At 70.3% G+C, this 14,191-nt stretch carries 8 protein-coding genes and 1 pseudogene; 6 read left to right on the forward strand and 3 right to left on the reverse strand.

Going from position 1 to position 14,191, the window contains the following annotated elements; genetic code table 11:
- The first annotated feature begins 122 nt into the window (after positions 1–122).
- Positions 123–1,814: an FAD-dependent monooxygenase gene (locus ABZ807_RS16855; protein ID WP_357158025.1), complete on the forward strand. Its 1,692-nt coding sequence runs from the start codon at positions 123–125 to the stop codon at positions 1,812–1,814.
- On the opposite strand, the gene ABZ807_RS16860 is transcribed toward ABZ807_RS16855, so the two are convergent.
- Positions 1,770–2,903, reverse strand: coding sequence for an AfsR/SARP family transcriptional regulator (locus ABZ807_RS16860; protein WP_357158028.1), 1,134 nt, complete (start codon positions 2,901–2,903; stop codon positions 1,770–1,772). The genes ABZ807_RS16855 and ABZ807_RS16860 overlap by 45 nt on opposite strands.
- Between ABZ807_RS16860 and ABZ807_RS16865 the strand changes: the two genes are divergently transcribed.
- Positions 2,818–3,813 carry a ketoacyl-ACP synthase III family protein gene (locus ABZ807_RS16865; protein WP_357158031.1) on the forward strand — a complete coding sequence of 332 codons (996 nt, stop codon included), beginning with the start codon at positions 2,818–2,820 and terminating at the stop codon, positions 3,811–3,813. The genes ABZ807_RS16860 and ABZ807_RS16865 overlap by 86 nt on opposite strands.
- A gap of 44 nt (positions 3,814–3,857) precedes the next feature.
- On the forward strand, positions 3,858–4,133 hold the full coding sequence (locus ABZ807_RS16870; RefSeq protein WP_357158034.1) for an acyl carrier protein: 276 nt from the start codon (positions 3,858–3,860) through the stop codon (positions 4,131–4,133).
- A gap of 54 nt (positions 4,134–4,187) precedes the next feature.
- Here ABZ807_RS16870 and ABZ807_RS16875 read toward each other — a convergent pair whose 3' ends face one another.
- Positions 4,188–5,408: a nucleotide disphospho-sugar-binding domain-containing protein gene (locus ABZ807_RS16875; RefSeq protein ID WP_357158038.1), complete on the reverse strand. Its 1,221-nt coding sequence runs from the start codon at positions 5,406–5,408 to the stop codon at positions 4,188–4,190.
- A gap of 187 nt (positions 5,409–5,595) precedes the next feature.
- Here ABZ807_RS16875 and ABZ807_RS16880 point away from each other — a divergent pair, with 187 nt between their 5' ends.
- Together ABZ807_RS16880 and ABZ807_RS16885 are read left to right on the forward strand one after the other, a co-directional pair.
- Positions 5,596–6,648: a ketoacyl-ACP synthase III family protein gene (locus ABZ807_RS16880; RefSeq protein ID WP_357158040.1), complete on the forward strand. Its 1,053-nt coding sequence runs from the start codon at positions 5,596–5,598 to the stop codon at positions 6,646–6,648.
- 140 nt (positions 6,649–6,788) lie between these two features.
- Positions 6,789–12,071 (forward strand): type I polyketide synthase, encoded by a 5,283-nt coding sequence (locus ABZ807_RS16885; RefSeq protein ID WP_357158043.1) that lies wholly within the window; start codon positions 6,789–6,791, stop codon positions 12,069–12,071.
- A 17-nt stretch (positions 12,072–12,088) separates the two neighbouring features.
- Here the strand turns inward: ABZ807_RS16885 and ABZ807_RS16890 are convergent.
- Positions 12,089–12,919 (reverse strand): annotated as a pseudogene (locus tag ABZ807_RS16890) (IS5 family transposase).
- A 79-nt stretch (positions 12,920–12,998) separates the two neighbouring features.
- Here ABZ807_RS16890 and ABZ807_RS16895 point away from each other — a divergent pair.
- On the forward strand, positions 12,999–14,099 hold the full coding sequence (locus tag ABZ807_RS16895; RefSeq protein ID WP_357158046.1) for an IS630 family transposase: 1,101 nt from the start codon (positions 12,999–13,001) through the stop codon (positions 14,097–14,099).
- Positions 14,100–14,191 lie beyond the last annotated feature (92 nt).

Genomic DNA, 14,191 nt, shown 5'->3' on the forward strand with positions numbered 1-14,191 from the left:
GTCGCCATGCCGTTTCGAGGACAACTCGAAGCTGCTCGGGGCCCGGCCCGGCCAGGCAGCCCCGGGGTGCGGCCGGATCCGCGTGCGAGCGGGAGCCGAGTGGCGGCTGCGACCCTGGCGCCATGAGCAGCGATGTGCCCGTCCTGGTCGTCGGCGGTGGTCTGGTCGGACTGTCGGCCGCGCTCTTCCTGAGTGATCTCGGGATCCCGGTGCTCCTGGTCGAGCAGCACAGCGGGACGTCGACCCTGCCGCGCGGTCGCGGCCTGAGCCTGCGTTCGACCGAGGTCTTCCGCGCCGCCGGCGTCGAGGAGGCCCTGCGAGCCGCGCCCGCCTCGATCCTGCGGGACCTTCCCGCGATCATGCACGCCGACACGTTGGTGGGTGAGGAACGGTTCCGGACCGTGCGGCCGGCGCCGGACACGTACACGGACATCAGCCCCACCACGCCGGTCGTGGTGGACCAGAACGCGGTGGAGCCGGTCCTGCGGGAGCAAGCCCGACGGCGCGGCGCTCAGTTGCGCTTCTCCACTCGGCTGGACTCGTTCGAACAGGGCGACGACGGGGTGACCGCGGTGCTCCGGGACCGGGTAACCGGGTCGACGTCCACGGTCCGTGCCGATTATCTCGTGGCGGCGGACGGTCACCGCTCGGCGATCCGGGGTGCGCTCGGCGTCGGTACGAGCGGCTCCGGCACCATCACCAGATATGCCAACATCCCGTTCGAGGCGGACCTGAGCGGTCCGCTGCGCGGCCGGCGCCTGGCGCTGTGTTACCTGGAACGGCCCGTTTCGAACACCATGCTGACCCGGCTCGACGACCCGCGGCGGTGGGTGCTCATGGTCCCCTGCGGCGATGACGGGGGCCTCCCGGCCGGGGAATTCCCGCGGCTCATCCGCGAGGCCGTAGGACAGGACGTGGAGGTACGCGTCCTGGACTCGCAGCTCGCGGAGCACGGCCGGGCACCGACGTGGGACCTCGCCTCCTGGATCGCCGACCGGTTCCGCGTGGGACGAGTCTTCCTCGCCGGGGACAGCGCGCACGTCACACCCCCGGCCGGCGGCCTCGGCGGCAACGCGGGCATCCAGGACGCGCACAACCTGGCGTGGAAGCTCGCCGCCGTGGTGCGTGGCCACGCCGCACCCGCCCTGCTCGACACGTACGAGCGGGAACGGCGCGCCGTGGCCACGCTGACCGCCGACTTCTCGGCGCAGCGACAGGCCGGCCGGATCGCCGGTCGCGGTGACGGTGCGTCGGGCCTCGACCCGGTCGCGGTCGGGCTCGGCTACCGGTACACCTCCGCCGCGATCGTCCCCACCCCGGTAGCCGGGAAGCGAAACGCCGTTTCAGCCGGTGTCGGCACCGACCGCGACCGGATCGAGGCCGGGGCCGCCACGCCGTCCCGGGACTTCACCGGCCGGCCGGGGCGCCGGGCGCCGCACCTGTGGCTGCGCCGGGCCGGCCGGCCGGTGTCTACCCTGGATCTGTACCGCGGCGATTTCGTGCTCGTCGCCGGGGCGAAGGCGGACCGCTGGGCGGAGGCTGGACGACGGGCCGAGGTGAAGGTGCCCATGGTGGTGTACCAGCTGGGTCACGACCTTGAGGACGAACGCGGCGACTGGGCGTCGGCGCACGAAGTCGGCCACGCCGGTGCCGTGCTGGTGCGACCAGACGGCTTCGTCTGTTGGCGTGCGCCGGACGACGTGGAGGCCGGGCCGGCGGTGCTCGCCAAGGTCTTCGACCAGATCCTCGGGCGGCGTACGGAGCCGGAGTCAGGCCGACCGTGCGACGACGCCGGTCGGGCGCAGAGGGTGTAGCACGATCGTGTCGGCGCTGAGCACCGCCTGGTGCAACCGCTGCAGCTCGGCCGAGGGGTCGAGGCCCAGTTCGTTGTTGAGCAGCCGCCGCAGATCCTGGTAGGCGCGCAGCGCCTCGCCGCGCCGCCCGGCCTTTTCCAGTGACACGATGAGCTGTGCGTGCAGCCATTCGTTGAGCGGGTGTAAGGCGACGAGGGACTTGAGCTCGGCGATGAGCTCGCGGTGCTTGCCCAGTTGGAGATCCGCGGCGATCCGCAGCTCCAGCGCGGTGATCCGTTGTTCCTCGAGGTGGGTCGCGTAGCTGCGCAGCATCGGCCCGCAGGTGACGTTGGTCAACGCCGGTCCGCTCCACAGCCCCAGCGCCTCGTGCAGCACCTGGCTGGCCTGCCGGACCCGGCCGCGATCGAAGAGGCCACGCCCCTGGTCGACGAGGTCCCGGAACAGGGTCGCGTCGATCTGCTCCCTGCCGAGCTCCAGCGCGTATCCCGGCGGGCGGGTGACCAGCAGCCGGTCCGCACAGTCCTCGCCCTCCAGCCGTTCGAACGCCTTACGGATCTGGTAGACATACGTCTGCGTCGTGGTGACCGCGCTCTTCGGCGGATTGTCCTCCCACAGTTCCTCGATCAGCCCGTCGATGCTCACCGTCTGACCAGCTCGCAGCGTCAGCACAGCAAGCACCTGGCGCACTTTTGGCGCGCTCGGTGTGCATATCTGCCCCTGACTGGCAACCTGGAACCGACCGAGAACGTTAAACCTCACGGTGCCTCCCCTGACCCGTTTTTGGGGGCTTGATCGAAGCCTCCTGGAGCCAACGTACTGACGCGGTTCCGGCCCCCTCAAGACGACGACACGGAAGTTCCACTCCGCTGCATCGGCGGGAGAACAGCTACAACCTTCGATGTATACCTCCTCGACGAAACGGACATTCCCGGCCTCGACCGAGGCTCGAAGCGCCGCACCCAGGATGCGATGGCCACGCCTGCAGCGGACCGGAGGAGGCTGTGTGAAGACGCCCGACATTTTCATCAACGCCCTGGGCACGTATCTGCCAGAGGTGGTGGGCGCGCCAAATGCAACCGAGAACGGCATGAGTGGCGCCGCGATTGCCGGCGACACGCCCGCCGTGGAGATGGCGCTCAGCGCCACCCGCGAGGCGCTCGACCGGTGGGGGCAGGACACCGACCTGCTCAGCCTGCTGCTGTACGTCGATACGTACCACACCGGCCCGACCGGCTGGTGCCCCCACTCGTACCTGCAGCGGCACGCCGTGGGCGGCAACGTGCTGGCGGCGGGGGTGCGACAGGGCTGCAACGGCGTCTTCGGCGCGTTGGAGCTGGCTGCGACGTATCTGCGGGCGCTACCAGAGGAACGGGCCGCGATCGTCGTCGTGTCGGACAACCTGGACTCTCCACTGGTGGACCGCTGGAACACCCTCGAAGGCTTCGCCATGGGTGACGCGGCGACCGCGCTGGTGCTCAGCCGGACCCAGGGCTTCGCCCGGCTGCTCTCCGTCACCTCCACGACGGTGCCGGAGCTGGAGGGGCTGCACCGCGGAGACGAGCCTCTGCACCCAGCCAACATCGTGCTCGGGCACCGGCTCGACTTCAACGCGCGAATCCAGGAGTTCGCCAAGCACCACGGCTTCACCGAGGGGATGGCCCTGCATCTGTTCAGGAAGCTCACCGAGGTGGTGACGCGGGCCATCGACGAGGCAGGCGTCCAGCTCACCGACATCACCCGTGCGGCGATGGCCAACGAACCGCGCCCCAAGCTGATCGAACGCCTGCGGGCGCTGGGTCTGCCGACGGACATCTCGACGTGGGAGTTCAACCGCAGCGTCGGGCACTCCGCCAGCGACCAACTGCTCGCCTTCGACCACCTGCTGCACCACAAGGAGCTCACCCCCGGCGACCATCTCCTGATGCTCGGCCTTGGCCCCGGCCTCAGTATCGCGGCCTCGGTCATCCAGGTCCTCGACGTGCCGGCATGGGTGTCGTGACGAATGCGCCGAACGAGCCAGACCAATCGATCCTGGAGGGACCGATGATCTACTCCCGTGACGCCCTGCTCGTCCGGCTGACCAATTTCTTCAAGACCGATCTGCTCGAACCCGAGGACGCCGCGGCGCTCACCGCACAGACGCCGTTGTACGAGTGGGGGGTGTTCAACTCGTTGAGCTTGGCCCGGCTCATCGGCTTCATCCGGGAGCAGTTCGGGGTGGCGATCCCGCTTCAGCAGCTGACCGAAGCCAACTTCAGCACGCTGGACAAGATCACCGACCTGGTCCTGTCGGTGCGTCAGGACACTCCGGTCACCTGACCGTTCCGATGCGGTACCGGCAGCCCGTGTTGGTGCTGCCGGTACCGCACCGCGTCAGCCCGACGCGAGCTTCTCCAGGGTCTCGACGAACGCGTGCGGCGTCGGCCGGTCGAGCAGCTCCTGACGGAGCGCCGAGGCCCGGGCGCGGTAACTGGCCGCGCCGATCACGTCCCGCACCGCCTGCCGCACAGCCGCCGTGTCCGCGCGGTGTCCGGGCAGGTTTATCGCCGCGCCGGTCGCGGCCACCCGAGCGCCGTTGGTGATCTGCTCGTTGGTGAAGCCGACCACCACCTGTGGCACCCCGGCCGCCACCGCCGTCATCGTCGCACCGGCGCCGCCGTGGTGCAGGATGCCGGCACAGCTCGGCAGCAACAGATTGATCGGATACCGGGTCAGCACCCGGACACCGGGCGGCACCGCCCCGAGCGCCCGTACATCCTCGTCGGTCGCCGTAACGACCAGCTCCAGGTCGAGGTCGGCGAGGTCCTGCACCAGCCGCGGCAGCAGATATGAGTCGGGACCGCTCATCGTCGTCAGCGCAGTCGACCAGGTGAGGCAGAACCTCGGGCGTTGCGCCGGTTGCGTGGTCCACTCGACCAGGGAAGCGCTGCCGTTGTACGGCACGTACCGCACCGGGAAGCGCCGGGCGGCGGACGGCGGGCTCATCGACGCCGGGCATGGATCGACGATGTTCTCGATCAGATGCGGGCCGAACGGTCCCAACCCGTAGCGGACGAAGGAGCCGCTCCGATCGGCCGGCAGTAGCCGCACGTGCGACGGCTCAGACGTCCCGATCGGCCCCCACAGGAAGAGGGCGCACGGCAGGTCGAGCGCCTTCGCCGCGAGCAGCCCCTCGAGACTGATCGGGTCATGCAGTACCACGTCCGGCCGCCAGCCCGCCGCGAACCGGACCGTCTCGTCGAAGCTCCACTCCGCGGCGCGGTTGAAGTCGGGCAACACGTCGCGTTCGAACGCCGCGACGTCGAAGTCGTCCAGCGTGGACAGCCGGGTGCCGTCGACCGGATGCGGCGGCAGCCAAGGAAACGGCCAGGTCCCTTCGACCGCCTGCCGATAGTGCTCCAGCCGGTTGTGTTCGGTGATGCCCATGCCGGCCAGCAGTGGCACCGGGATGAGCCCGGCCGCACGCAGCGGCCGGACCTGTGACGGCGCGCAGACCACCCGTACCTCGTGCCCGGCGGACTGCAGCGCCCAGGCGGTCGGGACCATCGCCATGTAGTGGGTCGGCCACGCGGAGACCGTCAGCATTACGCGCATGAGAAGCTCCTGTCGACCGGTGCCACCGGCCCAGAGCATCTCCCTGTCTGGTCGAGGATCGCTCGATGGTCGCCGTGCCGGCGAACCATACGACGATGCACCGGCGACGCCCACGACGGCCGCTTGAGTGAGCCTCCAGGGGCCCGGGAGACAGTGCTCGGAGCCAAACGGTCGAGGAGGCCGCTCGTTGTATACCGACATTTCCATCAGCGGCATTGGTGTCTTCCTCCCCGAGGCGGTGAGTGTCGAGCACGCTGTCGAGCAGGGCTGGTATTCGGCCGATGAGGTCGAGTTGCACGAGTTGGCGGGCGCGGCGGTCGCGGGCGAGCTGCCCGCGCCGGAGATGGCACTGCGCGCCGCACAGGACGCGCTGAAGCGCGCCGGCCAGCGCCCCGAGGACGTCGACCTGTTGTTGTACGCCGACTCATGGCACCAGGGCCCGGACGGCTGGCAGCCGCAGTACTACCTGCAACGCCACCTGCTCGGTGGTGACCTGCTGGCGGTGGAGGTCCGACACGGCTGCAACGGCATGTTCTCCGCGCTGCAGCTGGCCGCCGGCTATCTCGGCGGGGACGCGGCACGTGCCGGCCGTCCGCGGGTCGCCCTGCTGGTGGCCGCCGACAACTTCGGCACCCCGCTGATGGACCGTTGGACGATGGGTCCGGGGTACATCGCCGGGGACGCCGCGAGCGCCGTGGTGGTCACGACCGGTCCGGGCATCGCCCGGCTGCTGTCGGTCCGGTCGCTCACCGTTCCCGAGGCGGAGGAGATGCACCGGGCCGGTCAGCCGCTGTTCCCACCCGGCGTGACCGTCGGGCGGGGACTGAACTTCGGCGACCGCAATGCGGAGTTCCGGCGCCGGGTGATGGCCGACGCTGGCGGGACGGCGGCGCTGCTGCAGATCCACCTGCAGACGTTGCGACTCGTGGACGACACGCTCACCGACGCCGGTATCGGCATCGACGACGTCACCCGGGTCGCCTACATGAACTACTCCCGGGAAATCGTGGAGCAACGGTGCATGGCCGCGCTGAACCTGCCCATGTCCATGTCGACCTGGGAGTTCGGCCGCACCGTCGGCCACCTCGGCGCCAGCGACCAGATCGTCTCCCTCGAACACCTGCTGAGCACCGGGGCGCTCAAGCCCGGCGATCACCTGCTCATGCTCGGGGTAGGCCCCGGAGTCACCCTGTCCTGCGCCCTGGTTCGGATCGACGCGCCAACGCCCTGGGCTGGGTGACGCCGAACAACGGCGGCGCTGGCGGTGACGGCGCCCAGTCACGGCGAATCGTCCGAACATCCGTGCCGCTCGCACACCGGGCGTCCCGCCCGGAGGTCAGCCCCGGCCCCGCGGCCACCGACGAACTTGAGGAGATCAGGATGGGGACAGCAGAAGCCCTCGCCATACCTGGCCCGCCGCGGCGGGCCGTGACGGCTCCCGTCGCAGTGGTCGGCATCGGCTGCCGGTTCGCCGGCGGCGTGGACTCGCCAGACAGTTTCTGGGACCTGCTGGCCAGCGGCGGTGACGGCATCGGCGAGTTGCCGGAGGAGCGATGGCAAGCCTACGGCGACCTCGGTCCCGATTACGCGGCCGCGCTGCGCCGAGCCACCAGGTTCGGCGGCTTCCTCTCCGACATCGAGGGCTTCGACGCCGACTTCTTCGGCCTCAGCCCCCGCGAGGCCGAGCTGATGGACCCGCAGCAGCGGATCCTGCTGGAGGTGGCCTGGGAAGCGCTGGAGCACGCCGGCATGCGCGTGCGGGAACTGGCCGGCACCGACGTCGGCGTCTTCGTCGGCGTCGGCTCCGACGACTATGGCCGGCGGCTGCTGGAGGACCTGCCCAGGATCGAGGCGTGGACCGGTATCGGTGCCGCCATGTGCGCCGTGGCAAACCGCATCTCGTACGCCCTGGACTTCCGCGGACCGAGCCTCGCGGTGGACACGGCCTGCTCGGCCTCCCTGGTCGCGATGCACCTCGCCTGTCAGAGTCTCCGCGCGGGAGAGACCCCGGTCGCGCTGGCCGCGGGGGTCAACCTCATCGTGTCCCCCGGTCTCACACTGACCCTCGACGCCGCCGGCGCGATGGCCCCGGACGGTCGGTGCAAGTCGTTCGACGTTACGGCCGACGGTTACGGGCGCGGCGAGGGTTGCGGCGTCGTGGTGCTGAAGCTGCTCGCCGACGCGCAGCGCGACGGCGACCGGGTGCTCGCCGTCATCCGGGGCAGCGCGGTGAACCAGGACGGCCGCACCAACGGGATCATGGCACCCAGCGGGCCGGCGCAGGAGCACGTGCTCAGCCGGGCCTGCCGACAGGCGGGGATCGCCCCGGGATCGGTCAGCTACGTCGAGGCGCACGGCACCGGCACGCGGTTGGGCGACCCGCTCGAGGCCGGTGCGCTCAGCGCGGTGTACGGGGTCGACCGGGCACCGGGCGAGCCCTGCCTCATCGGCTCGGTGAAGTCCAACATCGGCCACCTGGAGGCTGCCGCGGGGGTGGCGAGCATCATCAAGGTGGTGCTCGCGCTGCACCGCGGCGAGATCCCGCCCAGCCTCAACCACTCCGTCGGCAACCCGGCCATCGACTGGGACTCGGCGGGTCTGCAGGTCGTCACCGAACGCGCCGCCTGGCCGCGCGGAGACGAACCGCGCCGGGCCGGGGTGTCGGGCTTCGGGTACGGCGGGACGGTCGCCCACGTGCTGATCGAGGAGGCGCCCGAGGAGGCCGGCGGTTCGGTCACCGACGACGCCGCAGCGCACGACGTGCCACGCCTGTTCCCGATCTCCGCCAGCTCCGACGCCGCTCTGCGGCAACATGCGCAACGGATGGCCGACTGGCTGTCCGCGTCGGCCGAACCGGCGTCGCTGGCGTCCATCGGGCACACCCTCGCCCTGCGGCGTTCCCATCTGCGCCACCGGGCGGCGGTCGTGGCGGCGAGCCGGGACGAACTCGCGGCACGGCTGCGCCACCTCGCCGCCGGTGAGCCGGCACCCGGCGTGACCACCGGCACCGCGGACGACGGCGGCGGAACCGGGCTGGTCTGGGTCTTCTCGGGCCACGGTTCCCAGTGGGTCGGCATGGGGCGAGAACTCCTCCGGACCGAGCCCGTGTTCGCCGCCGTGATCGACCAGCTCGAGCCGATCTTCCTTGAGGAGATCGGGTTCTCCCCCCGCCAGGTCCTCCTCGACGACGACCTGCGCGACGTCGACCGGATCCAGACGATGATCTTCGTGATGCAGCTCGGCCTCGCCGAGGTCTGGCGGTCCTCCGGGCTGCGGCCCGACGCGGTCATCGGCCACTCGGTCGGCGAGATAGCCGCCGCGGTCACCGCCGGTGCTCTCACCGTTGAGGCGGGCGCCCGGCTGATCTGCCGCCGGTCCCGACTGCTGCGACAGGTGGCGGGGAACGGCGCGATGGCCATGGTCGGACTACCGTTCGACGAGGTGGCGAAGCGGCTCGCCGATCGTACCGACGTGGGGCCGGCAATCTGGTCGTCACCGGCGTCGACCGTGATCGCCGGTGACATCGAGGTGGTCGACGCACTCGTGGCCCGGTGGCGGGACGAGAACATCGCGGTGCGCCGGGTCGCGTCCGACGTCGCCTTCCACAGCCCGCAGATGGACCCGTTGCTGGCCGAGCTGACCGAGGCCGCCGCCGATCTGGCCCCGGAGCGGCCCCGCATACCGATGTACCGCACGGCGCTGCCCGATCCCCGGTCCGAGCATCCCGTTGAGGGCGCGTACTGGGCGGCCAACCTGCGAAACCCTGTGCTGCTGACGCCTGCGGTCCAGGCGGCTGTCGAGGACGGCTACCGGGTGTTCCTGGAGATCTCCGCTCATCCGGTGGTGTCCCACTCCATCTCCGAAACACTGTCCTACGCCGGCCACGAGGACGGCCTTGTCGTGTCGACCCTGCGACGCAACGCGCCGGAGCGGGAAAGGCTGCTGACCAACGCAGCTGTGCTGCACTGCCACGGTGTGGCGCTGGACTGGCCGACGCTGCAACCGGCCGGCGATCTGGTCACCCTGCCGGGAGTTCCCTGGCAGCACCGACGGCTGTGGCGCGATCCGGCATCCCCGTCGGGCATCGACGGGTCCGGCCACGATGTTGCCTCGCACACGGTCTTGGGCTCGCGCGTGAGCATCGCCGGCACCCCGCTGCGCGTGTGGCGGACCCGGCTCACCGACGACAGCCGGCCGTACCCGGGAAGCCACACGATCAACGGCGCCGAGGTGACCCCGGCCGCCATCCTGATCAACACCTTCCTCGGTGCGCGCGAGGAGGGCCTCTCGGTGGCGACGCTGACCGACGTGTCGTTCCAGATCCCGCTGCTGACCAGGGAGCCCCGCGACATCCAGGTAGTGCACGACCACGACGTGCTGCGCCTGGCCTCCCGTACCCCGGCGGCCGACGGACCGTGGCTGGTGCACGCCACGGCCCTGATCGCCAAGGCGGGTTCGACGCTACCGGAGCAGCTTCCCGGCCGACTCGGTGAGCTCGAGCAGACGGATCCGGATGCGGTACGCCGGCAGTTGGCCTCCGTCGGGGTGCCGACGATGGCGTTCGACTGGACCATCGAGAAGCTCTGGCGCGGGGACAACCGCATCCGGGCCCGGGTGCGGATCGACCTGCCGCCGACGGCGCGGACGACCTGGGCCCCGGTCTTCGACGCAGCCCTGTCGATCGCTCCGTTCGCGCATCCCGGCCCGCCGGCGCTGCGGATGGTCGCGGGCATCGACGAGGTACACACCTCGGGGGCGCCCCTGCGGGTCGTGGACGTCGAGATCATCGCCGATCCCGGTGACGACGCCCTCACCGTGCTGCTGGCGGAGCCGACGGGGCGGGTGGTTGCCCGGCTGGCCGGCCTTCGGCTGGCCGAGATGGAGCCGAAGGCCAGGGGCCGGACCGGTCCGGGCGAGATGGTGCACGAGGTTGCCTGGCGCCCGCTCGCACTGCCGGCCGCCGCGCCCGACGGGTTGGCCGGGTCGGCGCCGCGCCGGATCGCGTTCGTCGGCCCGGACAGCCCGGTGGCCGCCGAGTTGCGGGAGCGACTGACCGCGGCCGGGGCCTCGTGTCTCGCCCCGTCCCACCTCGGTGACCTGGACCTGTTCGGTGACGACACGGATCTGCTGCTCCTGCCGCCGTCGCCCGATTCGCCGGCCCGCGTCACCGGTGCCGTGGCGGATGCCGCCTGGCTGCTCATCACTGTCGTTCAGCGACTGTCCGCGCGCCAGGGCAGCCGGTTCCCCCGGCTGTGGTGCCTGACCGTCGGCGTCGGCGAGGGTACGACCGAGAGCCACCTTGCCCATGCGCCGCTCTGGGGACTCGGTCGGGTCGTCGCCGGTGAGCATCCCGAGCTGTGGGGCGGGATTGTCGACCTGCCTCCGGAAGCGCCGGCGGAGGCAGCGGAGCTGCTGCTCGACGTCCTGCGTGCGCGGCCCCGAGAGGACATCATCGTGCTGCGCGACGGCACCCCGAGCGTCGCCCGCCTGGTGCCCACGGAGCGAGCACCGGTCCGCGGGCCCGTACGGTGCAGGGCCGACGGCACCTACCTGGTAACCGGCGGGCTCGGCGTGCTCGGCTTGCAGGTGTGCCGCTGGCTGGCCGAGCGCGGTGCGCGCCGAATCGTCATCGCCGGCCGCCGTGGCCTGCCCACCCGCGACGCCTGGGACCTGGCCGTCGATGACGTGACCCGCCGGCAGATCACGCAGGTCCGCGCCCTCGAGGCGCTCGGGGTGACCGTACGGGTCCTGGCCCTCGACATCGCCGATCCTGATCAGGTCGCTCGTCAACTGGCACCGGAAACGCTCGGCCTGCCTCCGATCCGCGGAGTGGTCCACGCCGCGGGCGTGCTGGACAACCGGATGCTCCGTGACGTCGACCGGGCGTCGCTGGACAACGTGCTGCGGCCGAAGGTGGAGGGCGCCTGGGCCCTGCACGGCGTCTTCCCGCCCGGGAGTGTGGACTTCTTCGTGCTCTTTTCGTCGTGCGGCTATCTTCTCGGCATCCCCGGTCAGGCCACGTACGGTTCGGCCAACGCCTACCTGGATGCTTTCGCGCGGTACCGAAACCACGCCGCATCCGATCCGGACGGAACGTTGAGTCTGGGCTGGACCTCGTGGCACGGTCAGGGCATGGCGGTCAACGAGGTGGTCGACGCGGAGCTCCGCGCCCGCGGCGTCGGCGACATCTCCGTGGTCGAGGCGTTCAGCGCCTGGGACCATGCCGAGGAGCGCGGCGGCGGAATGTTCCCGGTGCTGCGCGTCACCCCGCTGGAGCCCGGCGAGGAAAGGCTCCCGTTGCTGGCGGAGCTGTCCGACAGTTCGGCGGCGCCGGCCCCGACCGGTCCGACCGGGCAGAACCCGCTGACCATCGTCGATCTACCGCCCGAGCAGCTGCGTCAGCGCCTGATGGAGGACGTCGGCGGCCAGATCGCGGACGAGATGAAGCTTCCGGCGACGACCCTCGATCCTCGCCGGTCGCTCATCGAACAGGGGCTCGACTCCGTGATGACCATCGTCATCCGGCGCCGCCTCGAGCGGCGTTACGGGCACAAGCTGCCGTCAACGCTGCTGTGGCATCAACCGACGGTCACCGCGATCATCGAGCACCTGGCCGGCCTGTTGCAGCCGGCGGAGCCGGAGAAGGTCGAGGAGGTCGGCTAGGGCCCTTTCGAAGTCGGTCACTCGTTGATGGCGGCGAGGTGAATGGTGGCCTCGTAGCGGACGGCCAGCTTGTCGAAGCGGGTGGCCACGGCCCGGTTGCGCTTGAGCCGGTTGATCCCGCACTCCACCGCGTGACGTTTGCTGGTAGAGGTGCGGGTCGAAGACTGGCGGCCGGCCGCCCTTGGATCCCTTGGCTCGCCGGTGGGCCTCCTGGTCGGCCCTGCTCGGGATGGTCGCGGCGATCCCGCGCCGACCTAGTAGGCCCGGTTCGCCTTCGACGTGTACGCCTTATCAGCCAGGACCCGGTCAGGGCGGTTCCCGGGCGGCCGGTGGTCATTCGGGGGCCGCGGCTGGCGTCCAGGACCGGGATGAACTGCGAGCTGTCGCCGCGGTGGCCGGCGGTCAGCACGATGGCGAGGGGTTTCTGGCCTTGCTCGCAGCCCAGGTGCAGCTTCGTGGTCAACCCACCGCGGGAGCGGCCCAGCGCATGGTCGGCCGGCTCGACGCTGACGCCGCCGGGTGGATCGGCCTGCAGATCCCCCTTTTCCTCGCCCCGGCCGCGTGCTGATGGGCGCGGGCGCTGGTCGAGTCCACCGACACGTCCCAGGTGATCCTGCCGGCCGCGTCGGCAAGGGTCTGCAACGCGGTGAGCAGCTGCTTCCAGGTGCCATCGCGCTGCCACCTGCGGAACAGGCATACGCCGCCGACCAGGATCCGTACTGCGGTGGCACGTCCCGCCACGGGGCGCCCACCCGGATCCGCCACCGGATCCCGTCGATCAACTGCCGCCTGCTCCATGACGGCGGTCGACCCGGGCGCTTCGGCGCCGGCAGCAACGGCTCCAGCACCGCCCACTGCCGTCGGTCGGGTCGAACCGCCTTGTCACCGCTAGTGTACCGTCTCGTAAATAGATAGCCAGTTGGTACGATGCTGGTCGTGAATCGTGCCGCTGCACCGTTGGTGCTTGATCCGGGCCAGCGTGAACTGCTGGAGTCCCTGGCGAAGTCGCGGACCGCGGAGCACCGTCTGGTTCAGCGGGCGCAGGTGCTGCTGCACGCGGCCGACGGGGTGTCCAACACCGACATCGCCGTGCTGGCCGGGGTGACCCGGATGACGGTGCGGGCGTGGCGGGCGGCGTTCGCCGAACGTGGGCTCGCTGACCTGGGCAAGGTGGCGGCGGGTCGGGGCCGCAAGCCATCGATCCCGCAGGCGGTGATCGACCAGATCGTGGAACTGACGCTGCATTCACGGCCTGAGGGCGCCACGCATTGGTCGTGCCGGTCGATGGCGACCAAGGTCGGCGTGTCGAAGGCCACCGTGCAGCGTGTATGGGACGCGCGCGGGCTCAAGCCGCACCTGGTGGAGACGTTCAAGCTGTCCAATGACAAGCGGTTCGAGGAGAAACTCGTCGACGTCGTGGGCCTGTACCTGAACCCGCCGGACAAGGCCGTGGTCTTGTGCATGGACGAGAAATCCCAGATCCAGGCCCTCGATCGGACACAGCCGAGTCTGCCGCTCAAGCCCGGCCGGGCCGGCACGATGACCCACGACTACAAGCGGCATGGCACCACGACATTGTTCGCAGCACTGGACGTGCTGACCGGCAAGGTCATCGGAAAGTGCTTCGCCCGGCACCGCCATGACGAGTTCCTGCGCTTCCTACGCACCATCGACACGTCGGTGCCCCGCAAGCTGCAGATCCACATGATCGTCGACAACTACGGTACCCACACCCACCCGAACGTGAAGGCCTGGCTGGCCAAACATCCGCGCTTTCACCTGCACTTCACCCCGACCAGCTCGTCATGGCTGAACATGGTCGAGCGCTGGTTCGCCGAACTGACCGACAAGATGATCCGCCGGGGCGTGTTCCGCAGCGTGGATGACCTCGTCAAGGCGATCGAGGAGTACCTGCGGGTACACAACGACGACCCGAAACCGTTCGTGTGGACCGCCACCGCCGAATCAATCCTGGCCAAAGTCCGACGTGGACGCGTCACCCTCCAGCAATCGGCTAGTCAAAACTGAGACAGAACACTAGGGTGTCCACGAGGTCTCCGGTTTCAAGTTCTGCTTGGTCGTTGAACCACCTCCCAAAGACATCGCCATATGTCGATCTT

The sequence above is a fragment of the Micromonospora sp. NPDC047548 genome, assembly GCF_040642975.1.
In the GTDB taxonomy this organism is placed as follows: domain Bacteria; phylum Actinomycetota; class Actinomycetes; order Mycobacteriales; family Micromonosporaceae; genus Micromonospora.

Excerpts from the sequence above, each read along its gene's own strand:
- ABZ807_RS16870 (WP_357158034.1), top strand. The coding sequence starts at position 3,858 with ATGATCTACTCCCGTGACGCCCTGCTCGTCCGGCTGACCAATTTCTTC.
- ABZ807_RS16875 (WP_357158038.1), bottom strand. The coding sequence starts at position 5,408 with ATGCGCGTAATGCTGACGGTCTCCGCGTGGCCGACCCACTACATGGCG.
- ABZ807_RS16855 (WP_357158025.1), top strand. The coding sequence starts at position 123 with ATGAGCAGCGATGTGCCCGTCCTGGTCGTCGGCGGTGGTCTGGTCGGA.
- ABZ807_RS16895 (WP_357158046.1), top strand. The coding sequence starts at position 12,999 with ATGCTGGTCGTGAATCGTGCCGCTGCACCGTTGGTGCTTGATCCGGGC.
- ABZ807_RS16885 (WP_357158043.1), top strand. The coding sequence starts at position 6,789 with ATGGGGACAGCAGAAGCCCTCGCCATACCTGGCCCGCCGCGGCGGGCC.
- ABZ807_RS16860 (WP_357158028.1), bottom strand. The coding sequence starts at position 2,903 with ATGCCGTTCTCGGTTGCATTTGGCGCGCCCACCACCTCTGGCAGATAC.